Source organism: Pseudomonas sp. IT-P171, assembly GCF_949767765.1.
GTDB classification, from domain to species: Bacteria; Pseudomonadota; Gammaproteobacteria; order Pseudomonadales; family Pseudomonadaceae; genus Aquipseudomonas; species Aquipseudomonas fluorescens_B.
In genome coordinates, this window is sequence record NZ_CATKQN010000060.1 from 229003 (window position 1) to 248094 (window position 19092).

Sequence of the window (19092 nt, forward strand, 5' to 3'; positions counted from 1 at the left end):
ACGTCGTTGAAAACGAGTCGCTCCAGACGTCCAGTCAACGACATCGCCGTGGAGCTTTACCGCGAGCCTGGACAATGACAATCAACCGTCCATGCCCAATTGTTGCTGGCGGCCTAACGCTCCACCGGCGTGATATCCATGATCGTCCCGTTGGTGATCATCACCATCATGTACTTGTCATTGATCTGCACACACTGCGCCTGTTCCTTCGGGGCTTTCAGGCCCTTCGCCTTCCAGTTGCCGATGGCCTTCTCGCTGCGCTGGTAAACATCCGGGGCGCGGTCGCCGACCACCAGCTCGCGGGTGTTGTTGACGCCGGGCTGGACGGTTTTTTGCGGTTCATCGGCTTGAACGATCGAGCTGATGCCGGCGATGCCTGCGACGAGGGCGAGGCTGGCGATAAGGGTCTTGCTGTTCATGGATGAAGCTCCAGTAATGTCGTGGTCTCTGAACTCCGACTGCGGCAGCACAGAAACATTCCTTGTGGTTGCGTGACAGAGGCAACGACGCACCATTCATACAATCATTGCCATCCGGGCTGACGCCTGCCGTCGCAGCCTTTATCCTTGTGCCCCCCGCCGTACCGAGTTCTGGAGTTTCCCAATGCCCCATGAAGGCAACCTGTTGCAAGCCGCTGTCGTGTTTCTGTTCGCGGCGGTGCTCACCGTTCCTTTGGCCAAGCGCCTGCAACTGGGGGCGGTGCTGGGCTATCTGTTTGCTGGCGTGATTATCGGGCCGTCGGTGCTGGGCCTGATCGGCAATCCGCAAAGTGTCAGTCATATTTCCGAACTCGGCGTGGTGTTGCTGCTGTTCATCATTGGCCTTGAACTGTCGCCTCGGCGCTTGTGGGTGATGCGCAAGTCAGTGTTTGGCGTCGGCCTGGCGCAGGTGCTGCTGACCGGGTCGGTGATTGGCGTGTTGGCGCTGTTCGTGTTTGGCCAGCCGTTGAACAGCGCGATTGTGCTGGGCCTGGGCCTGGCTTTGTCGTCCACTGCGTTTGGTTTGCAAAGCCTGGCTGAACGCAAGGAACTGACCAGTCCGCATGGGCGCCTGGCCTTTGCAATTCTGTTGTTCCAGGACATCGCCGCGATCCCGTTGATTGCCATGGTGCCGCTGCTGGCGGGCGGCGATCACACCAGCAGTGCGGCCGAGGATTTGAATCACGGTTTGCGGGTATTGGGCAGCATTGCGGTGGTGGTCATTGGTGGTCGCTATCTGCTGCGACCCGTGTTCCGCGTGGTGGCCAGGACCGGTTTACCGGAAGTCTCCACCGCCACCGCGTTGCTGGTGGTGATTGGCACGGCGTGGCTGATGGACCTGGTGGGCGTGTCGATGGCGCTGGGCGCGTTCCTCGCCGGTTTGCTGCTGGCGGACTCCGAGTATCGCCACGAGCTGGAAGCACAGATCGAACCCTTCAAGGGTTTGCTGCTGGGACTGTTTTTCATCAGCGTCGGCATGGGCGCGAACCTGAGTTTGCTGCTCAGCGCGCCGATCACGGTGCTGGCGCTGACACTGCTGCTGATCGCCATCAAGCTGCCGCTGCTGTTTGTGGTGGGTCGACTGGCCGGTGGCCTGGGCAAGGTCAGTGCGATTCGCCTCGGCATCGTGCTCGCCGCCGGTGGTGAATTCGCGTTCGTGGTGTTCAAGATCGGACGGGATCAGGGCTTGTTCGAGCCGCGCCTGTACGATTTGCTGGTGCTGACGATCACGCTGTCCATGGCCGTGACGCCGTTGTTGCTGCTGCTCTGCGCGCGACTGGTCACACCGAAGGTGCAACCTGTGGTGGTGCCGGAAAAATTCCGCGAGATCGACACCGACGAACCCCGCGTGGTGATCGCCGGCATGGGCCGGATGGGACAGATCGTCGCCCGTATCCTGCGTGCGCAAAATATCAAGTTCGTGGCCCTCGACACTTCGGTGGAAACCATCGAACTGTCGCGCAGCTTTGGCGGCGTACCGGTGTTCTATGGCGACCCGATGCGCCCGGAAATCCTCAGCGCGGCCAAGGTCGAGCAGGCAGAGTACTTCATCATCGCCACCGATGATCCGGACACCAACATCAAGACCGCCGAGGTGGTGCACCGGCTGTATCCACACATCAAGATCATCGCCCGCGCCCGTAACCGCCAGCATGTGCACCGGTTGGTGGACCTGGGGGCCGAGGCGATTCGGGAAACCTATTATTCGAGTCTGGAAATGAGCCGGCGCACCTTGGTAGGACTGGGGCTGACCCAGGCTCAGGCCGATGCGCGGATCAAGCGCTTCAAGCATCACGATGAACAGGTGCTGGAAGCGCAGCATGCGGTGTATGACGATGCGGCGAAGGTGTTGCAGACTGCGCAGGAAGCCAGGGCGGAACTGGCGAAGCTGTTTGAGTCCGATCAGCTGGAAGAAGAATCCAGTAAGAGTTGAAGTGAATGTGAGGGCCTCATCGCGTGCAAGCCCGCCCCCCACACTAGAGCGCATCTGGCATGCTCATTCGATCAACTGTGGGAGCAGGCTTGCTCGCGAAGAACGATAACGCGGTATATCCGAATAAAAAACGACTTCAAGGAATCCACAATGGCCGCTGCCCCACCCGCCCCCGCCCTCAAGGAAATCTTCAACGCCGAGCGCCTCAAGCACATCGCCACGGAGATGACGGCGGTCTACCCCGCGTTCAACGCCAGGGCCTTCCTGAAAATGGCCAACGACGGGCTCGCCGAGTTGTCGATCATGCAGCGCATGGCCCGGGTCAGCGAGTGCCTGCACGCTGTCCTGCCGTTGAGTTATGAAGCGTCGCTGGACGTGCTGCGCGCCCTCGCCCCGCGCCTGAACAGCGGTTTCGTCAGCATCTCGCTGCCGCATTACGTCGCGACCTATGGCGGCCACGCGTTCGAGCAGTCCATGGACGCGCTCAAATACTTCACCACCTTCGGCTCCGCTGAATTCGCGATCCGCTATTTCCTGCGCAGCGACTTCGAGCGCGCGCTGGCGGTGATGCACGAGTGGTCGCTGGACGAAAACGAACACGTCCGGCGTCTGGCCAGCGAAGGCTGCCGCCCGCGTCTGCCGTGGTCATTTCGACTGGAACAGATCCAGGCTGACCCGACCCTCGCCGCCGCCATCCTCGACAACCTCAAGGCCGACGACAGCCTTTATGTGCGCAAGTCGGTGGCCAACCACTTGAACGACATCACCAAGGACCATCCCGAGTGGGTGCTGGACCTGATCGAAGGCTGGTCGCTGGACAACAGGCACACCGCGTGGATTGCCAGGCACGCCCTTCGCAGCCTGATCAAACAAGGTAACTCGCGGGCACTGGCGATCATTGGCGCGGGCGGCAAACCCGAGGTCGAGATCATGGACGTGAACGTCGAACCGGCGGTGATTGCATTGGGGGAGAAAATCACCTTGTCCTTTACCGTTAAATCCACAGTCGAGAACAGCCAGCGACTGGTGATCGACTACACCATCGATTACGTCAAAGCCAATGGCAGCACTTCAGCGAAGGTGTTCAAACTCAAAGCGCTGACATTGCCCGGCCACACCACCGCCGTGCTCAGCCGTGGTCAGCACATCAAGGAACTCACCACCCGCAAACATTACGCGGGCCAACATGCAGTACACGTGATGGTGAACGGCGAGCGCCTGGCCAGCACGGCCTTCGAAATCCTCCCCTGAAACCCGGCGCCTACAAAGGGTTCTGGCCCAGCAGTAAAGTTTGTTCCTGCTCACACAACTCCACCACATAATCCCACAACACCCGCAGCCGCACGGATTTGTGCAGCTCGCGGCGGGTGCTGATCCAATAGCTGCGCTGGATGCTTTCATCCGGCAACAACGGCACCAGCTGCGGATCGGCACTGGCCATGTAGCACGGCAACACCGCGATCCCCAGGCCTGATCGCGCCGCCTGTTGCTGGGCGATGACGCTGGTGCTGTGGAAGACCACCTGCGGGTTGCGGCAGAAGCTGTTGAGGAACATCAGTTCCTGGCTGAACAGCAAATCGTCGACATAACCGATCCACGCATGGCGACCGAGGTCTTCGCGGCTGCGCAGCGGTGGTGCGCTGTCGAGATACGCCTGGCTGGCGTACAGCGCCAGGCGATAGTCGGTGAGCTTGCGCGTGACCAGCATGTCGGCGGACGGGCGTTCCAGGTGGATGCTGATCTCGGCTTCGCGGTTGAGAATGCTGACAAACCGTGGCACCGCCACCAGTTCCACTTCGAGCCCCGGATAGCGTTCGAACAGCCCGTTCATGCGACTGGCGAGGAACATGATGCCCAGCCCTTCCGTCACGCCGACGCGAATCTTGCCCAAGGGCGCCGTCGATTGGGTGATCTCCTCCTGAGCCAGCAGCGCAACGTTTTCCATCGCCTCGGCGTGTTTGAGCAGCGCTTCGCCGGCCGGGGTCATCTCGTAGCCCTGGGCATGCTGGACGAACAGCGCCGAGCCAAGGCTCTTTTCGATGGCCTCGATATGCCGGGCCACCGTGGCGTGGGTAGTGTTCAAACGGCGGGCGGCAGTGAGCAAACGCCCGCTGCGCTGCAATTCGAGAAAAAACCGCAGGTCATTCCAATCGAACATGAACCGTCCTTAGGGCTGCGCTGTTTGAAAACGCACAGCGGCTGCGCAAAAACTAACATTCTTTTGACGAAAGCTAACAACTAGGATGACCGACAACAAGAACAACAATAAGAGGTCAGGGATGCAGACTTCCCTTGAAGAATTCGACTACATCGTAGTCGGAGCCGGGCCGGCCGGTTGTTTGCTGGCCAATCGGTTATCGGCCAATCCGCAACACCGCGTGCTGCTGCTTGAAGCCGGCGGCCGCGATAACTACGCGTGGATTCACATCCCCGTGGGTTACCTGTTCTGCATCGGCAACCCGCGCACCGACTGGTGCTTCAAGACCGAAGCGCAACCTGGCCTGCAAGGTCGCGCCCTGAGTTACCCCCGTGGCAAGGTGCTCGGCGGCTGTTCCTCTATCAACGGCATGATCTACATGCGTGGCCAGGCTGGCGACTATGACCGCTGGGCCGCCGACGGCAATCCCGGCTGGAGCTGGAACGACGTCCTGCCGCTGTTCAAGAAAAGCGAAAATCACTTTGCCGGCGACTCTGAATTCCACGGTGCCGCCGGGGAATGGCGGATCGAGCGCCAGCGACTGTCATGGCCGATTCTCGATGCGTTTCGCAGCGCAGCCGAACAAAGCGGCATCGCCAGCATCGACGACTTCAACCAGGGCGACAACGAAGGTTGCGGCTACTTCCAGGTCAATCAGAAAGCCGGCATTCGCTGGAACGCGGCCAAGGCATTTCTCAAACCGGTCCGTCTCCGTCCCAACCTCACCGTACTGACCGACGTCGAAGTCGACCGCGTGCTCCTGGAAAACGGCCGCGCCTCGGCGGTCAGCACGCGCTGGCAAGGCCAGGTAAAAACGTTCAAGGCACGCAAGGAAATCATCCTTTGCGCTGGCGCTGTCGGTTCACCGAGCATCCTGCAACGCTCCGGCATCGGCCCTCGCCCACTCCTGGAAAAACTGGGGATCGGCGTGATGCATGAGCTGCCCGGCGTGGGCGGCAATCTGCAGGATCACCTGCAACTGCGGCTGATCTATAAACTGGAAAATGCCCGGACCCTGAACCAGATCGCCGGCAGCGTCTGGGGCAAAATGGGCATGGGGTTGCGTTACCTGTATGACCGCAGCGGGCCGCTGTCCATGGCGCCAAGTCAGCTCGGTGCGTTTGCCCGGTCAGGGCCGGAACAGACCTCGGCGAACCTCGAATACCACGTGCAACCCTTGTCGCTGGAACGTTTCGGCGAGCCATTGCACGCCTTCCCCGCCTTCACCGCGTCGGTCTGCGATTTGCGCCCGCAGAGCCGTGGTCGAATCGACATTCGTTCGGCGAATCCCCAGGAAGCACCGCTGATCCAACCTAATTATTTGAGCCACCCGGAAGACTTGCGCGTCGCGGCTGACGCGATACGCCTGACCCGGCGCATCGTTTCCGCCCCCGCCCTGCAAGCATTCAAGCCGGTGGAATACCTGCCCGGTGACCGCTTGCAGACTGAAGAAGAACTGCACGAAGCCGCCGCCCGCATCGGCACGACGATTTTCCATCCGGTCGGCACCTGCCGCATGGGCGACGACGCCGACGCGGTGGTCGATGCGCAGCTCAAAGTCCATGGCATCCCCGGCCTGCGCATTGCCGATGCGTCGATCATGCCGCGCATCACCTCGGGCAACACCTGTTCGCCTACGCTGATGATTGCCGAAAAAGCCGCGCAACTCATTCTTAACCCCAATACAAGGAGCAACAGCCAGGAAAGGGAACTGGTCACGAACGTCTGAATGCCAAACTCGGTCAATGTAGGCGCTGGCGAAGCCTGCGATCTTTTGGCGCCCATGGCGCGCCAGAGCATCAAGGTCAAAAGATCACAGCCTGCGGCAGCTGCTACAGGGATCGGGTAAATCAGCAAGATCGATGCAGGTAGCGTCGAATTGACAGTAGCGGCACCCGCCCACAAGGCAGGCGCCGACAGTGGAACAACAAAAACAATCACTGTGAGGGATACCGATATGTCAGAACATGTACAGCCCCTGGACATCACACGCAGCGTCGACACGAGCCGCGACACCCGCAAAGTCATTTTCGCTTCGTCACTCGGGACGGTGTTCGAGTGGTACGACTTCTTCCTCTACGGTGCCCTCGCGGCGGTCATCAGCAAACAATTCTTCGCCGGGGTCAACGACACCACCGCGTTCATCTTTGCGCTGATGGCGTTCGCCGCCGGCTTCATCGTGCGCCCCTTCGGTGCGCTGGTGTTCGGTCGGTTGGGGGACATGATCGGGCGTAAATACACCTTCCTCGCGACCATCATCCTCATGGGTGTGGCGACGTTCTGCGTCGGGCTGCTGCCGACCTACGCCAGCATCGGCATCGCCGCGCCGATCATTCTGGTGGTGTTGCGTATGCTTCAGGGGCTGGCCCTGGGCGGTGAATACGGCGGCGCTGCGACCTATGTCGCGGAACACGCGCCCATCGGCAAACGCGGCTTCCACACCAGCTGGATTCAGTCCACTGCAACCCTCGGCTTGCTGCTGTCGCTGCTCGTGGTGCTGGGTTGCCGTTATTTCACCGGTGACCAGTTCGAAGTCTGGGGCTGGCGGATTCCGTTTCTGTTTTCGATCGTGCTGTTGGGCATCTCGACCTGGATTCGCCTGAGCCTGCACGAATCTCCTGCGTTCGTGAAAATGAAAGAGGAAGGCAAACTCTGCAAGTCGCCGCTGCGTGATTCCTTCGGTAAATGGGAAAACCTCAAAGTCGTGCTGATCGCCCTGTTCAGCATCAACGCCGGGCAAGCAGTGACGTTTTATGCGGCGCAGTTTTATGTGCTGTTCTTCCTCACCCAGTTCCTGAAAATGGATCCGGCACTGGCCAACAGCCTTTTGATCGTCAGCGTGATCATCGGCGCGCCGTTCTTCATTTTCTTTGGCTGGCTGTCGGACAAGGTCGGGCGCAAACCGGTGTTGATGATCGGCCTGTTGCTGGCCACCGCGCTGTACTTCCCGATCTTCAAGTCCATCGCTCACTACGCCAACCCGGCCATCGACCAAGCCAGTCGCCAGGCGCCGATCACCGTACTGGCCGACCCGGCCACGTGCACCTTCCAGTTCGATCCGGTGGGCAAGGCGAAATTTGACAGCCCTTGCGACAAGGTCAAAACCTTCCTGGTGAAACAGGGCTTGCCCTACACCAGTGAAGCAGCCCCGACCGGCAGCGACGTGCAGGTCAGCGTTGGTGAGGTAAAAATCGATGGCTACGACGAAGCGGCCCTGCGCGGCGCAGTGACATTGGCGGGGTATCCGTCACAAGCGGATACGCAACAGGTCAACAAGCCGATGATCGTGGCGCTGATGGTGGTGCTGATCATCATCTCCGCCATGTGCTACGGCCCGCTGGCGGCGCTGATGGTCGAACTGTTCCCGACGCGCATCCGCTACACCTCGATGTCCCTGCCTTATCACATCGGTAATGGCTGGTTTGGCGGGTTTCTGCCGACGGTGTCGTTCGCGTTGGTGGTGTATACCGGTGACATTTTCTACGGGCTTTGGTACCCGGTAGTGATTACTGCGGTGAGCCTGGTGGTGGGGATGATTTGTTTGCGTGAGACCAAGAATGTGGATCTGGATACCAACTGACACCTGACTTGATGAATTGATTGGTAGGCCAGCCTGCTAGCGATGGTCGTTAACGATAACGCGCTGTCTGAATGAACGCGCTGTCTGGACGTCCATCGCTGGCAAGCCAGCTCCCACAGGGTTCCGCTGACATCCGCGAGTTCAAATCGGTATCCACTTCCTCAAGTGAACAGAATTACCGCAATCGCGAGCCGTTTTCGCTACTCTGACCCGAAGCATCCATCGCCCCGCCACTCACCCGACCGAGGCACCATGATCATTTCATCCGCATCCGACTACCGCGAGGCAGCCCGCCGCAAACTTCCCCGCTTCCTGTTCGACTACATCGACGGCGGCGCTTATGCCGAGCACACACTGAGGGCCAACAGCGCCGACCTGACGGGTATCAGCCTGCGTCAGCGCATCCTGAAAAACGTCGAAACCCTGAGCCTTGAAACCACCCTCTTCGACCAGCCCCTTGCGATGCCGATCATCCTCGCACCGGTCGGCCTGACAGGCATGTTCGCCCGTCGTGGCGAAGTGCAAGCGGTCAAGGCCGCACAAAACAAAGGCATCCCCCTGTGCCTGTCAACGGTCTCGGTGTGCTCGATCGAAGAAGTGGCGACCCAAACCCAACAATCCATCTGGTTTCAGCTGTATGTACTGAAAGACAGAGGCTTCATGAAAAATGCCCTGGAGCGGGCCAAGGCCGCCGGGGTGAAAAACCTGGTGTTCACCGTCGATATGCCCACGCCCGGCGCGCGCTACCGGGACGCACACTCGGGGATGTCCGGGCCTTTTGCGTCTTCGCGAAGAATCCTGCAAGCCATGACCAAACCCGACTGGGCCTTCAACGTCGGCCTGATGGGTCGTCCGCATGACTTGGGCAACATCTCGAAGTACCTCGGCAAAGCCGTCACCCTCGAAGACTACATGGGCTGGCTGGCCAACAACTTCGACCCGTCGATCAGCTGGAGCGATCTGGAATGGATACGGGATTTCTGGCAAGGCCCGATGATCATCAAAGGCATCCTCGACCCTCAGGATGCCCGGGACGCAGTCAGCTTTGGCGCGGACGGCATTGTGGTGTCGAACCACGGCGGGCGGCAGCTGGACGGCGTGCTCTCCACCACCAAGGCATTACCGCCGATCATGCAAGCGGTGGGCAATGACCTGACGGTGCTGGTCGACTCGGGAATCCGCTCGGGGCTCGATGTCGTGAGGATGCTGGCGCTGGGCGCGAAAGGCGTGTTGCTGGGGCGTTCCATGGCGTACGCGCTGGCCGCCGACGGTCAACGCGGGGTGGAAAACATGCTGGACATTTTCGCCAAAGAGATGCGCGTGGCGATGACGTTAACCGGGGTCACTTCGATTGGTCAGATTGATGAATCGACGCTGGTGCAGGCGGTTCGGTGAGCTGATCGCAATCATTAAAAAGCCGCGCAATGGCGCGGCTTTTCCAGGGAGGCGAGCGTCAGAAACTCGCTTTGACCGACACCATGAAGTTGCGTGGGTCGCCGTAATAGTTGCCGAAGCTCTCGGTACCGATGGTGGTGTAATAACGCTTGTCGAACAGGTTGTTGCCGTTCAACGCCACCGACCAGGTGTCGTCGATGCGGTAGCCGATCCGACCGTTCCAGATCGCATAACCTGACTGAGTGATCTTGTCGCCAGTGGCCGGAGAGACGCGGAAATTATCGCTTTGCGCGTTGACGCCGGCCCCCAGGGTGAACCGCTCAAGAGCACCGCCCAGCGCGTAATCACCCCACATGCGCAACACGTGTCTCGGCACATAACTGTTGAACGCGGCGCCGTTCAGGCTGGTGTCGATGTCGTCGAGGGTCTTGGTCTGGGTGTAGGTGTAACCCGCGAGCAATTGCAATCGTTCGATCACTTCACCGCTGATCTCGGCCTCGAAACCCTGGGCGCGCACTTTTCCCGCGTTGACATAGCAGTAGCCATCCGATGACGGGCAAGAGGAATTGAAGTCCGTCTGCGCCTGGTCCTTCTGGATGGTGCGGAAAAGGTTGAACGAGCTGTTCAGGCGACCATCGAACCAGGCGCCCTTGATCCCCAATTCATAACTCTGCCCCACCAGCGGTTTGAGGGCCGAACCGTCTTCCGAACGAAAGTTGCCTTGAGGGGTAAAGATATCCGAGTAGCTGGCGTAAGCCGTCAGGTGCTCGTTCAGGTCCAGCAGCACGCCGGCAAATGGCGTGACCTGGCCTGTCTCCGTGGTGCTGGCGTGTTCCGAGGTGCCTGTATTGATGAAGTCGTAGTCGGTTTCCGAGTTGTACCAGCTCACACGACCGCCGACGACGAGGGTCAACGGATCTGCCAGTTTCAGGCGCAACGTCGAGTAAACGCCTTTCTGTTTGGTCACGGAATTGACCGGCCCGCCGCGAGACGAGTTGTCGATGAAGTAGCTGTCGTCCGGTTCAGGAACATGCTTGTCGGGGTTGAACACATTCTGCCGCTGCGGCAGAAACGCCACTGAGTAGAAGTCGTCTTTTTTCGCACGGCTGGCGTTGAAACCTGCCACCAATTCGTGTTGTTGGCCGAACGCGTCGAACTTGCCGTCCACGTAGGCATCCAGGCCGTAATCGACCTGGTCGTAGTCATACATACTGCCGAGCATACCCGTGGTGTTGGTGCCGGGAGTCACCGCGCCTGAGGCAAACGCGTATTTGATGTCCTGGGTGTTTTTGGTGTAAACGCTTGCGACCTTCAAGGACCAGTCTTCGTTGATTTGATGTTTCAGATCGCTGAAGACGGTGGTGCGCTGGCTGCGCCAGGTGTTCCAGGAAGGGTCGAGGCAGCTGGAGCGGCTGAGCTTCAGGTCACTGCGATCCCGGTAACGCGGCAGACCGCCCCAGCAGGGATTGGCGTCGACGTCTTCATAGGCAACGCCCAGCCCGAGTGTCGTGTCGGGGCTGACATCAAAATCGAGGGCACCGTAATACACCTGATCCTTGCGACTGGCGTCGTCCACAAAGTAATGCCGGCTCTGCTCGGCGACTACCGCCCGGCCGCGCACTGTGCCGGAGTCGTTCAGCGGTCCGCCGGTGTCGACCTGTCCGCGATAATTGTCCCAACTGCCACCGGACAGCGTGATGTCCGTATGCGGCGCGGTCTGGCCGCGCTTGCGCACGAAATTCACCCCGCCGGCCGTGCCACCCGAACCCTTCATCATGCCCGCGGCACCACGAAGGATTTCGACCCGGTCGTAATACGCCATGTCACCACTGAAACTGTCGGCCTGAACATAAAGGTTGCCCATATCCAGCGGCACGCCGTCGTACTGGTACTGGCCCGACATACGGAAGCCGCGCGAATAGAAATATTTGCCGCCCATGGTCGAGTCGTAGACAGTAATGCCCGGCGTCTTTTCCATGACCTGTTCGATGGTGTTGAGGTTCTGGTCGTCAAGCATCTTGCGGGTCATCACCGTGACCGATTGCGGCGTTTCCTTGAGCGAGTGCTCGCCCTTGCCGATGGTCACCGCGCCCGTGGTGTACGAGCCGCTGTACTCGGTGGTCGCGCCCAGCATCTGCCCGTTGATGTTGGTCGCCCCCAGTTCCAGTGCCGAGCCGGTGGCCGGTACTGGCCGCAGCACGTAAGTGCCGTTGGCCTGGGGTTCGGCTTGCAGACCGCTGCCGCCCAGAATTCGCGCGAATCCTTCACTCACACCGAACGCCCCCTTGAGTCCGGGGGACTTCAGCCCTTCGGTTTGTCGCGCATCAAAGGAAATGGCGGCGCCCGCCGCACTGGCGAAATGACTGAGGACTTCGGTCAGACTGCCGCCAGCAATGTCGAAGGATTGAACCGAAGTTTGCTGTTGCGCCGCCATCGCCGCGACCGGCCATACGCACATCGACGTTGCCGCGATCAATCCGACGTTCACTGCAATCGCCAGACGACCTGACGTGTAGACCCGAGACATGCTTACCCTCCCCCAAAGATCATCAATAAAACTCACTGAGGGATGAGCCGAACGATGTGAATGAAAAGTGCAAAAGACTGAAATTATTTTTTGTCGCCTCAGCCGGAAACATTGACCCAATAGCGACTGAATCGGCTGATACGCAGGGAAAAACCGCTTTCCAGCGCAGCCAGCGCCAGGTCCGTGTTATCGATGGGGAACGCCCCGGACACCTTCAGATGGGCAATGCGCGGATCACAGCGCAGCACGCCAGTGCGATAGCGCGACAGGTCGGCCAGCAACTCGGCCAACGGACGATTGATGGCGATGATGCTGCCCTGCTGCCAGGCGCCCGTCGAAGCATCATTGCGCCGTACCGTCCCCAGTGAAGCAGGATTGAAACTCAGGGACTGGCCAGCTTCGAGGCGCACCTTCGGGCCAACGCCAGATGAAGTCACTTCCACCGCCTTCTCAAGCACGGCCACCTCGCCGTCCCGATGCCCGGACCGGACGATAAACCGTGTCCCCAGCGCCAGCACCTCGCCATGGCGAGTGACCACCTTGAACGGTCGCTGCGAAGGATCGACAGCGGTCGTGACAAGCATCTCGCCCCACAACAGTTCCAGCACCCGTTGGTGCCCATCGAAACGCAGGTTGACCGACGTGTCGGTATTCAGCAGCAATGAACTGCCATCCGCCAGGCGGAACTCCCGGCGCTCACCCACGGCAGTGCGGAAATCGGCGAACAGGTTCTGGCTTGTTTCACTGCGCCATCCCAACCAACCCAGCGAACCGGCCGAGGCCAGTACCACGACACTACGCAACACCTGCCGACGCGAGCTGTCAGCGCCGCGCAAGGCCGGTGAGGCCAAAGCGCCAGGCACGCGACTCATTTGCTCGCCGACGGCGGCCATGCGCTGCCAGGCTTGAGTGTGCACAGGGTCGGCGAGCAGCCATTCGTTCCATGCCGCGCGATCGGTGTCGGTCGCGACACCTGACTGTAGGCGTGCATACCACTGAGCCGCGACACTGATCGCCTTCAATTCGGCGGGTGAAAGGCTCATGCCAGCTGCAACTGGATTTGCATCAGACAGCAATGCTCCATGGCCTTGGCCATGTGATTGTTGATGGTGCGCACGCTGACGCCCAGGCGCTGGGCAATCTGCGGGTAGGTCAGGCCTTCGAACTGAGACAGAATGAACGCCTGTTTGACCTTCGGCCCCAACCCTTGCAGCAAACGATCGATTTCCATCAGGGCTTGCAGCAGGATCGCCTGCTCTTCCAGCGAAGGTTGTTGCCCTTCGGGCATGGCCGCCAAGGCTTCCAGATACGACTGTTCCAGCGAACGCCGGCGGAACAGGTCAATCAACAAGCCCTTGGCGATCATCGACAGGTACGGCCGCGGCTCGCGTATCTCCAGCGCGTTGCGCGCCTTGATCACCCGGACGAAGGTGTCCTGCGCCAGATCCGCCGCATCGAAGGCGTTACCCAAGCGCTTGCGCAGCCAGCCATTAAGCCAACCGTGGTGGTCGCAATACAGATCATTGACGGCGCTGCGCAGGGACAAATCGTTGGCGGACATGACAATGGAATAATTCGCGACTGATAATGAATCGCATTGTCATCGGTACAGGAGGTGATTGGCAATAGCTGTATTGGCCAAACCCCGCCTCACCCGTAGGTGTGACGGGGTTGTCAGCCGTAGAAGCTCTATCTTCGCTGAAGCGCCCCTCATTCAATGTTTTCGAGAATCTCGAACTTCACTTGATCGGGATAGAAGGCCACATGATTCTTGATTTGTTCTACCGACACTTTGGGGTTTTCATAACTCCATGCCGCATTGGCCCCCTCATGCCCCGTAATCTGCAGGCTGAAATAGCTCGCGTCGCCCTTGTAAGGGCAATAGCTGGTGTGATCGGTGCGGGCAAAATATTGCTCGTCGATGTCCTCCCGCGGGACGTAATACACCGGAGGGTAATTGGCCTCCAGCAGCACCAGCGCGCGGGTGGACGCGGCCACCTGAATATCGTGAAACTTCACCAGCAGGGTGCCTGGTTGCTCGGCAATGGTGATGACAGGACTGGGACCGGAGCTTTTCATGAATTGCGTTCCTCGGGATGATGATAAACCTGTAGGAGCGTGCGAGCGGCGGTCCGACTTGCTCGCGATGGGGCGCGCAGCGGCCCCAAAACGTGAGAACACAGCTTCAGGTATAACCCAGATTTTGCCATCACGACGGCTTCGCAGCCGAACGGGATCAAGTGCTTTATCCGTCCGTGGACCGGCTCACCGCTTCCCACGCCTCGATTTCACGCGTCATCGCCTCCAGCCGCTCGCGCACCAGCTGCAGCGCATCGCTACCGAGCAACAGGTGCGCAGGTGGCGCCTCACTGTCAATCAACGTCAACATGGCTCGCGCGGCTTTCACCGGATCGCCCAACTGTTTGCCGCTCTTGTTCTGCCGCGCGCTACGGATCGGGTCGAAAGTGGCATCGTATTCGGCAATGCTGCGTTCGGATCGGCGCATTGAACGCCCGGCCCAATCAGTGCGAAACGATCCCGGTGCAACGGCCGTGACCGCGATGCCGAATGGCTTGAGTTCCTTGCTCAAGGTGTCGGAAATCCCCTCCAGTGCAAATTTGCTCCCGCAGTAATAGGCAATGCCAGGCATCGTGATGAAACCGCCCATGGACGTGATGTTGATGATGTGCCCTGCCCGGCGCTGGCGAAAAAAGGGCACGAAAGCCTTGGTCACCGCCACCGCGCCGAACACATTCACCTCAAACTGCTGGCGCATTTCTTCAAGGGCCGACTCTTCGAAAATACCTTCGTGACCATAGCCAGCGTTATTGACCAATACATGCACCGGGCCGAGGCTGGCTTCGACCTCGGCCACCACCGCGTCGATCCGCGCGAAGTCAGTGACATCCAGGCATCGACCGAAAGCCTGTTTCGAGGCATGCGCCTCGAACTCAACCCGCGCCGATTCGCTGCGCACAGTGCCGATCACCCGATGCCCCGCCGCAAGTGCCTCGTTGGCCAACGCCTTGCCGAAACCGCTGCTGACGCCGGTGATGAAGAGGGTCTTTTTTGTACTCATGGTCACATTCCACCCAGGTAGTGCTGCCGCACAGCGCGACAGTCAGGCTCGACACCATGGTAGAAGTGCACACGCGCGGACTGAACGCCCATTGCTGCGAGTTATTTGCCTAATCCTATGAGTTGATTGCTTTGTGCGAACGGCAGGGTCACATTCAAGCCCAATGAACACTCATCAGGACCGAACCGTGAGCCCATCAGCCGTAGATCAAAACGATTGCCAGCAACGGATGATCGACCTGCTCAGCCGACTCGCTCCGGACGAAGGCTACAACCTCACCGCGCTGGCGGATGTGCGTTTGCTGCGCTCAAACCGTCCGCTGCATCGCACCCCGGTGCTTTACGATCCGGGCATCGTCATCGTCTGCCAGGGGCGCAAACGCGGCTATTGGGGGGAAACGACCTACCTCTACGATGCCCGGCATTATCTGGCGGTGACCGTGCCGGTTCCCTTCACCATGGAAACCGACGCCAGCGAGGACGAACCGCTGCTGGCGATCTATCTGCATCTGGACTTCAACCTCGTCGCCGAACTGATGTTGCAACTCGACGACCAACCGTCGGCCGCGCCCCAAGGCATGTTCGCCTCGCCCATGGAACCGCGCCTGAGCCAATCGGTCCTGAGGCTGCTGGAGGCGCTTGACTCGCCGCTGGACAGTCGCCTGCTCGGACCGGCGCTGGTGCGCGAGGTTTATTACCGGATTCTTGCCGGCGCTCAGGGCGGTTCGATGCGCGCCGCCCTCAGCGCCAAAGGCCGATTTGGCCGTATATCCCTGGCCCTGCGAAAAATCCACGCCAGCCTCGGCGAACGGTTGGAGGTGGAAGACCTGGCCAGGGAGGCCAACATGAGCGTGCCGACCTTCCACGCGCATTTCAAAGCGATCACCCACACCTCGCCGATGCAGTACCTGAAGACCACGCGCCTGCATCAGGCCCGCCTGTTGATGGCGCGCAACGGCTGCAGCGTCGCGTCGGCCGCTTCGCAAGTCGGCTATGAAAGCGGTTCGCAGTTCAGTCGCGAATTCAAAAGGCTGTTCGGTCGTACGCCCACCGATGAGGTGACGCGAATGAAAGGCTCGTTCGCCCTGCCGCCTCTGGAGAACGCGCAGTTTGTGTCCTCCCATTGAGCGCCTCGATCTGCAGATCGTTGCAATGTCTGGACATGCACAAGCTGTACATCCATACAGATAAAGATTGCTCCATCGCTCATCAGCCGCCATTCTGTGCACCTTCCGGCAGCTGATGAACGATGGTGGTTATGCGGTTGTACCTCTGTGAAAAACCTTCCCAGGCCAAAGACATTGCGGCCGTGCTCGGCGCTCGGCGTCGCGGCGACGGCTGCTGGCTGGGAACGGACGTCACGGTAACCTGGTGCATCGGCCATCTGCTGGAAACCGCGCCGCCGGATGCCTACGACGCACGTTACAAGCGCTGGGTGTTGGCGGATCTGCCGATCATTCCGGACAAATGGAAAATGACCGTCAAACCGCGCACCGCCAGTCAATACAAGGCCGTCAAACGCTTGCTTGGCGAGGCCGATGAGCTGGTGATCGCCACCGATGCCGACCGTGAGGGCGAAATGATCGCCCGGGAACTGGTGGAGCATTGCCGTTATCGCGGGCCGATCCAGCGATTGTGGCTGTCGGCGCTGGACGATGCGTCGATCCGCAAGGCGTTGGCTGCACTGAAACCGGGAGCGGAGACGTTCAGTCTCTATCATTCGGCATTGGGCCGTTCACGGGCCGACTGGCTGATCGGGATGAACATGAGCCGGTTGTTCACGCTGCTGGGGCGCCAGTCCGGCTACCAGGGCGTGTTGCCGGTCGGTCGGGTGCAAACGCCGACCCTGCGGCTGGTCGTGGATCGCGACCGCAGCATTGCCGATTTCGTCCCCGTGGCTTACTGGGCCATCGACGTGCAGCTGCTGCACGATGGCACCGCGTTCACCGCACAGTGGCGCGCGGCCTCCGACGCTTGCGACGATCAGGATCGCTGCCTCGACCAGGCGCTCGCGCAACAAGCGGCGGCGGCGATTGGCAATGCGGCGAGTGCCCGGGTGATCAAGCTGCGTACCGAGCGGATGCGAGAAGTGGCGCCGCTGCCGTTCGATCTGGGCACCTTGCAGGAAGTCTGCTCGAAGAAGCTTGGCCTCGGCGCCCAGGAAACGCTCGACATCGCCCAGGCGCTTTACGAAACCCACAAGGTCATTACCTATCCGCGCAGTGATTGCGGCTACCTGCCTGTCAGTCAACACAGCGAAGCGCCAGGTATTCTGGCAGCGTTGAGGCAAGCTGATCCGGCCCTCAACGCCTTGCAGGACTACCTGGAACCCCAGCGCCGCTCACGGGCGTGGAACGATGCGAAAGTCAGCGCTCACCACGGCATCATCCCCACTGCCGCGGCAAAAAACCTTGATCGGCTGGCGGGCAAGCAGCGTGCGGTCTATACCCTGATCCGTGCACGTTATCTGGCGCAGTTTCTGCCCAATCATGAATACGACCGGACCCAGGCCGACTTCGACTGCGCCGGTCAAGCCTTGCGCGCCGTCGGCAAGCAGATCATCGAGCCTGGCTGGAAACGCGCCCTGCCCGAGGCCCTCGCCCCGGCCAAGGGCCGCGAAGCGCCAGCGCCACAAACCTTGCCGACATTGGCCGAAGGACGTGAGTGCACGGTGGCCGACGTGAAGCTCAAGGACCTCTGGACCCAGCCGCCCAAACCCTTCACCGAAGGTGACTTGATCAAAGCGATGAAGAACGTCGCCAAACTGGTGGAAGACCCACTGCTCAAGCAGAAACTCAAGGACACCACCGGGATCGGCACCGAAGCCACCCGCGCCTCGATCATCCAGGGCCTGCTCGACCGCGGTTACCTGATCAAGAACGGGAAGGCACTGGCCGCGACGCCGGCCGCCTTCAGCCTGATCGACGCGGTGCCACGTGCCATTGCCGATCCGGGCACCACGGCGATCTGGGAACAGGCGCTGGACATGGTGCAAAGCGGCGAAATGAGCCTGGAAGAGTTCGTCACCAAACAAGCCGCGTGGATGAGCAAGCAGGTGGCCCGCTGCGCCGGCCTCAGCCTGACCATCAGCGGCCCGGCAAGCCCGGCCGGGCGCGGTGGCGCGCCATGGAAAAACAAACGCAAACCGGCCAAGCGCAAACCCGCGACGGCTGGCAAGCGCGCAGCAAAACCGGCGAGCAAGGCGTGATCGGGCAATGGTCTACTGTTCATCAGATCCGCTGACATCAGGAGCGAGCCCGCATGCCCTCGATTGAACTGCACGCCGCACAGCGCGATGAACTGGAAACCATTGAAAACCTGATGCAGTTCTACCTGCACGACTTCAGTGAATGGCTGCCGCTGAAACTCGGCGCGAATGGTTTCTTCAACCTCCAGGACCAACAGGATTACTGGCGAAACCCTGCCACCCGCCCCTTTTTGATCAAGGTCGATGGGGAACTGGCCGGTTTCGTGACCGTGGATGACCGCACCCATCTTCCCGGCGCCGAGCACAACATCGGCTACCTGTTCGTCAGCCGCCGCTTTCGTGGCCAAGGTGTCGCGACGTTTGTCGCATCCACCCTCTTGAGCCAGCTCCCCGGTCAATGGCAGATTTTCCACATCGACGCCAATCAGCCCGCGCGTTTGTTCTGGGCGAGTGTGATTGACGATCTCACCGGCGGCACGTACACACGGCATCAGCAGCCGGTAGACGATTTCCCCTGCACCTTTTATCGCTTCCAAAGCTCACCGCTATCGTCCTGAGTGACGTTCTCCAGTTCCGCTTTCTCATTCCAAACAGCTTTGTCCGACAATATGTAGTGCTTGAAAATAATCACTACAAAACCGTTGACGCCTCCGATTTGCCCTTGCATGATGCAGACATCTCCCCGATCGGGAGTA

At 60.2% G+C, this 19092-nt stretch carries 15 protein-coding genes; 8 read left to right on the forward strand and 7 right to left on the reverse strand.

The window, feature by feature from the left end; genetic code table 11:
• Window positions 1-113: 113 nt before the first annotated feature.
• The gene (locus ACM6I5_RS30125; RefSeq protein ID WP_414885269.1) at window positions 114-419 is read right to left on the reverse strand and encodes an RcnB family protein; all 306 of its coding nucleotides are present in this window, start codon (window positions 417-419) and stop codon (window positions 114-116) included.
• Window positions 420-603: 184 nt separating this feature from the next.
• On the opposite strand from ACM6I5_RS30125, the gene ACM6I5_RS30130 reads away from it, so the two are divergent.
• Together ACM6I5_RS30130 and ACM6I5_RS30135 are read left to right on the forward strand one after the other, a co-directional pair.
• Window positions 604-2412 carry a monovalent cation:proton antiporter-2 (CPA2) family protein gene (locus ACM6I5_RS30130; RefSeq protein WP_414885270.1) on the forward strand — a complete coding sequence of 603 codons (1809 nt, stop codon included), beginning with the start codon at window positions 604-606 and terminating at the stop codon, window positions 2410-2412.
• Between the two features lie 150 nt (window positions 2413-2562).
• A complete protein-coding gene (locus ACM6I5_RS30135; protein ID WP_414885271.1) occupies window positions 2563-3663 on the forward strand; it encodes a DNA alkylation repair protein in 1101 nt (366 codons plus the stop codon).
• Window positions 3664-3673: 10 nt separating this feature from the next.
• On the opposite strand, the gene ACM6I5_RS30140 is transcribed toward ACM6I5_RS30135, so the two are convergent.
• Window positions 3674-4570: a LysR family transcriptional regulator gene (locus ACM6I5_RS30140; RefSeq protein WP_017339491.1), complete on the reverse strand. Its 897-nt coding sequence runs from the start codon at window positions 4568-4570 to the stop codon at window positions 3674-3676.
• A 121-nt stretch (window positions 4571-4691) separates the two neighbouring features.
• Here ACM6I5_RS30140 and ACM6I5_RS30145 point away from each other — a divergent pair, with 121 nt between their 5' ends.
• From ACM6I5_RS30145 to lldD, 3 genes are all read left to right on the forward strand, one after another.
• On the forward strand, window positions 4692-6338 hold the full coding sequence (locus ACM6I5_RS30145; RefSeq protein WP_414885272.1) for a GMC family oxidoreductase: 1647 nt from the start codon (window positions 4692-4694) through the stop codon (window positions 6336-6338).
• A gap of 228 nt (window positions 6339-6566) precedes the next feature.
• Window positions 6567-8189 (forward strand): MFS transporter, encoded by a 1623-nt coding sequence (locus ACM6I5_RS30150; RefSeq protein ID WP_414885273.1) that lies wholly within the window; start codon window positions 6567-6569, stop codon window positions 8187-8189.
• Between the two features lie 252 nt (window positions 8190-8441).
• Window positions 8442-9584, forward strand: coding sequence for an FMN-dependent L-lactate dehydrogenase LldD (gene lldD, locus ACM6I5_RS30155; protein ID WP_414885274.1), 1143 nt, complete (start codon window positions 8442-8444; stop codon window positions 9582-9584).
• A 58-nt stretch (window positions 9585-9642) separates the two neighbouring features.
• On the opposite strand, the gene ACM6I5_RS30160 is transcribed toward lldD, so the two are convergent.
• The 5 genes from ACM6I5_RS30160 to ACM6I5_RS30180 form a co-directional block, all read right to left on the reverse strand.
• Window positions 9643-12111 carry a TonB-dependent siderophore receptor gene (locus tag ACM6I5_RS30160; RefSeq protein ID WP_017339495.1) on the reverse strand — a complete coding sequence of 823 codons (2469 nt, stop codon included), beginning with the start codon at window positions 12109-12111 and terminating at the stop codon, window positions 9643-9645.
• 98 nt (window positions 12112-12209) lie between these two features.
• Window positions 12210-13154, reverse strand: a complete 945-nt coding sequence (locus ACM6I5_RS30165; protein ID WP_414885275.1) for a FecR domain-containing protein — start codon at window positions 13152-13154, stop codon at window positions 12210-12212.
• A complete protein-coding gene (locus ACM6I5_RS30170) occupies window positions 13151-13672 on the reverse strand; it encodes a sigma-70 family RNA polymerase sigma factor (RefSeq protein ID WP_414885276.1) in 522 nt (173 codons plus the stop codon). Before ACM6I5_RS30170 ends, ACM6I5_RS30165 begins: the two co-directional genes overlap by 4 nt.
• Window positions 13673-13821: 149 nt before the next feature.
• Entirely contained in the window at window positions 13822-14190 is a 369-nt protein-coding gene (locus ACM6I5_RS30175) for a DUF427 domain-containing protein (RefSeq protein WP_414878437.1), read from the reverse strand.
• A gap of 166 nt (window positions 14191-14356) precedes the next feature.
• Window positions 14357-15190, reverse strand: coding sequence for an oxidoreductase (locus ACM6I5_RS30180; RefSeq protein WP_414878436.1), 834 nt, complete (start codon window positions 15188-15190; stop codon window positions 14357-14359).
• A 229-nt stretch (window positions 15191-15419) separates the two neighbouring features.
• On the opposite strand from ACM6I5_RS30180, the gene ACM6I5_RS30185 reads away from it, so the two are divergent.
• The 3 genes from ACM6I5_RS30185 to ACM6I5_RS30195 all read left to right on the forward strand — a co-directional run bounded on the left by ACM6I5_RS30185 (window position 15420) and on the right by ACM6I5_RS30195 (window position 18954).
• Window positions 15420-16316: an AraC family transcriptional regulator gene (locus tag ACM6I5_RS30185; RefSeq protein WP_414885297.1), complete on the forward strand. Its 897-nt coding sequence runs from the start codon at window positions 15420-15422 to the stop codon at window positions 16314-16316.
• A 131-nt stretch (window positions 16317-16447) separates the two neighbouring features.
• Window positions 16448-18397, forward strand: coding sequence for a DNA topoisomerase III (locus ACM6I5_RS30190; RefSeq protein ID WP_414885277.1), 1950 nt, complete (start codon window positions 16448-16450; stop codon window positions 18395-18397).
• Between the two features lie 53 nt (window positions 18398-18450).
• A complete protein-coding gene (locus ACM6I5_RS30195; RefSeq protein ID WP_017339502.1) occupies window positions 18451-18954 on the forward strand; it encodes a GNAT family N-acetyltransferase in 504 nt (167 codons plus the stop codon).
• Window positions 18955-19092 lie beyond the last annotated feature (138 nt).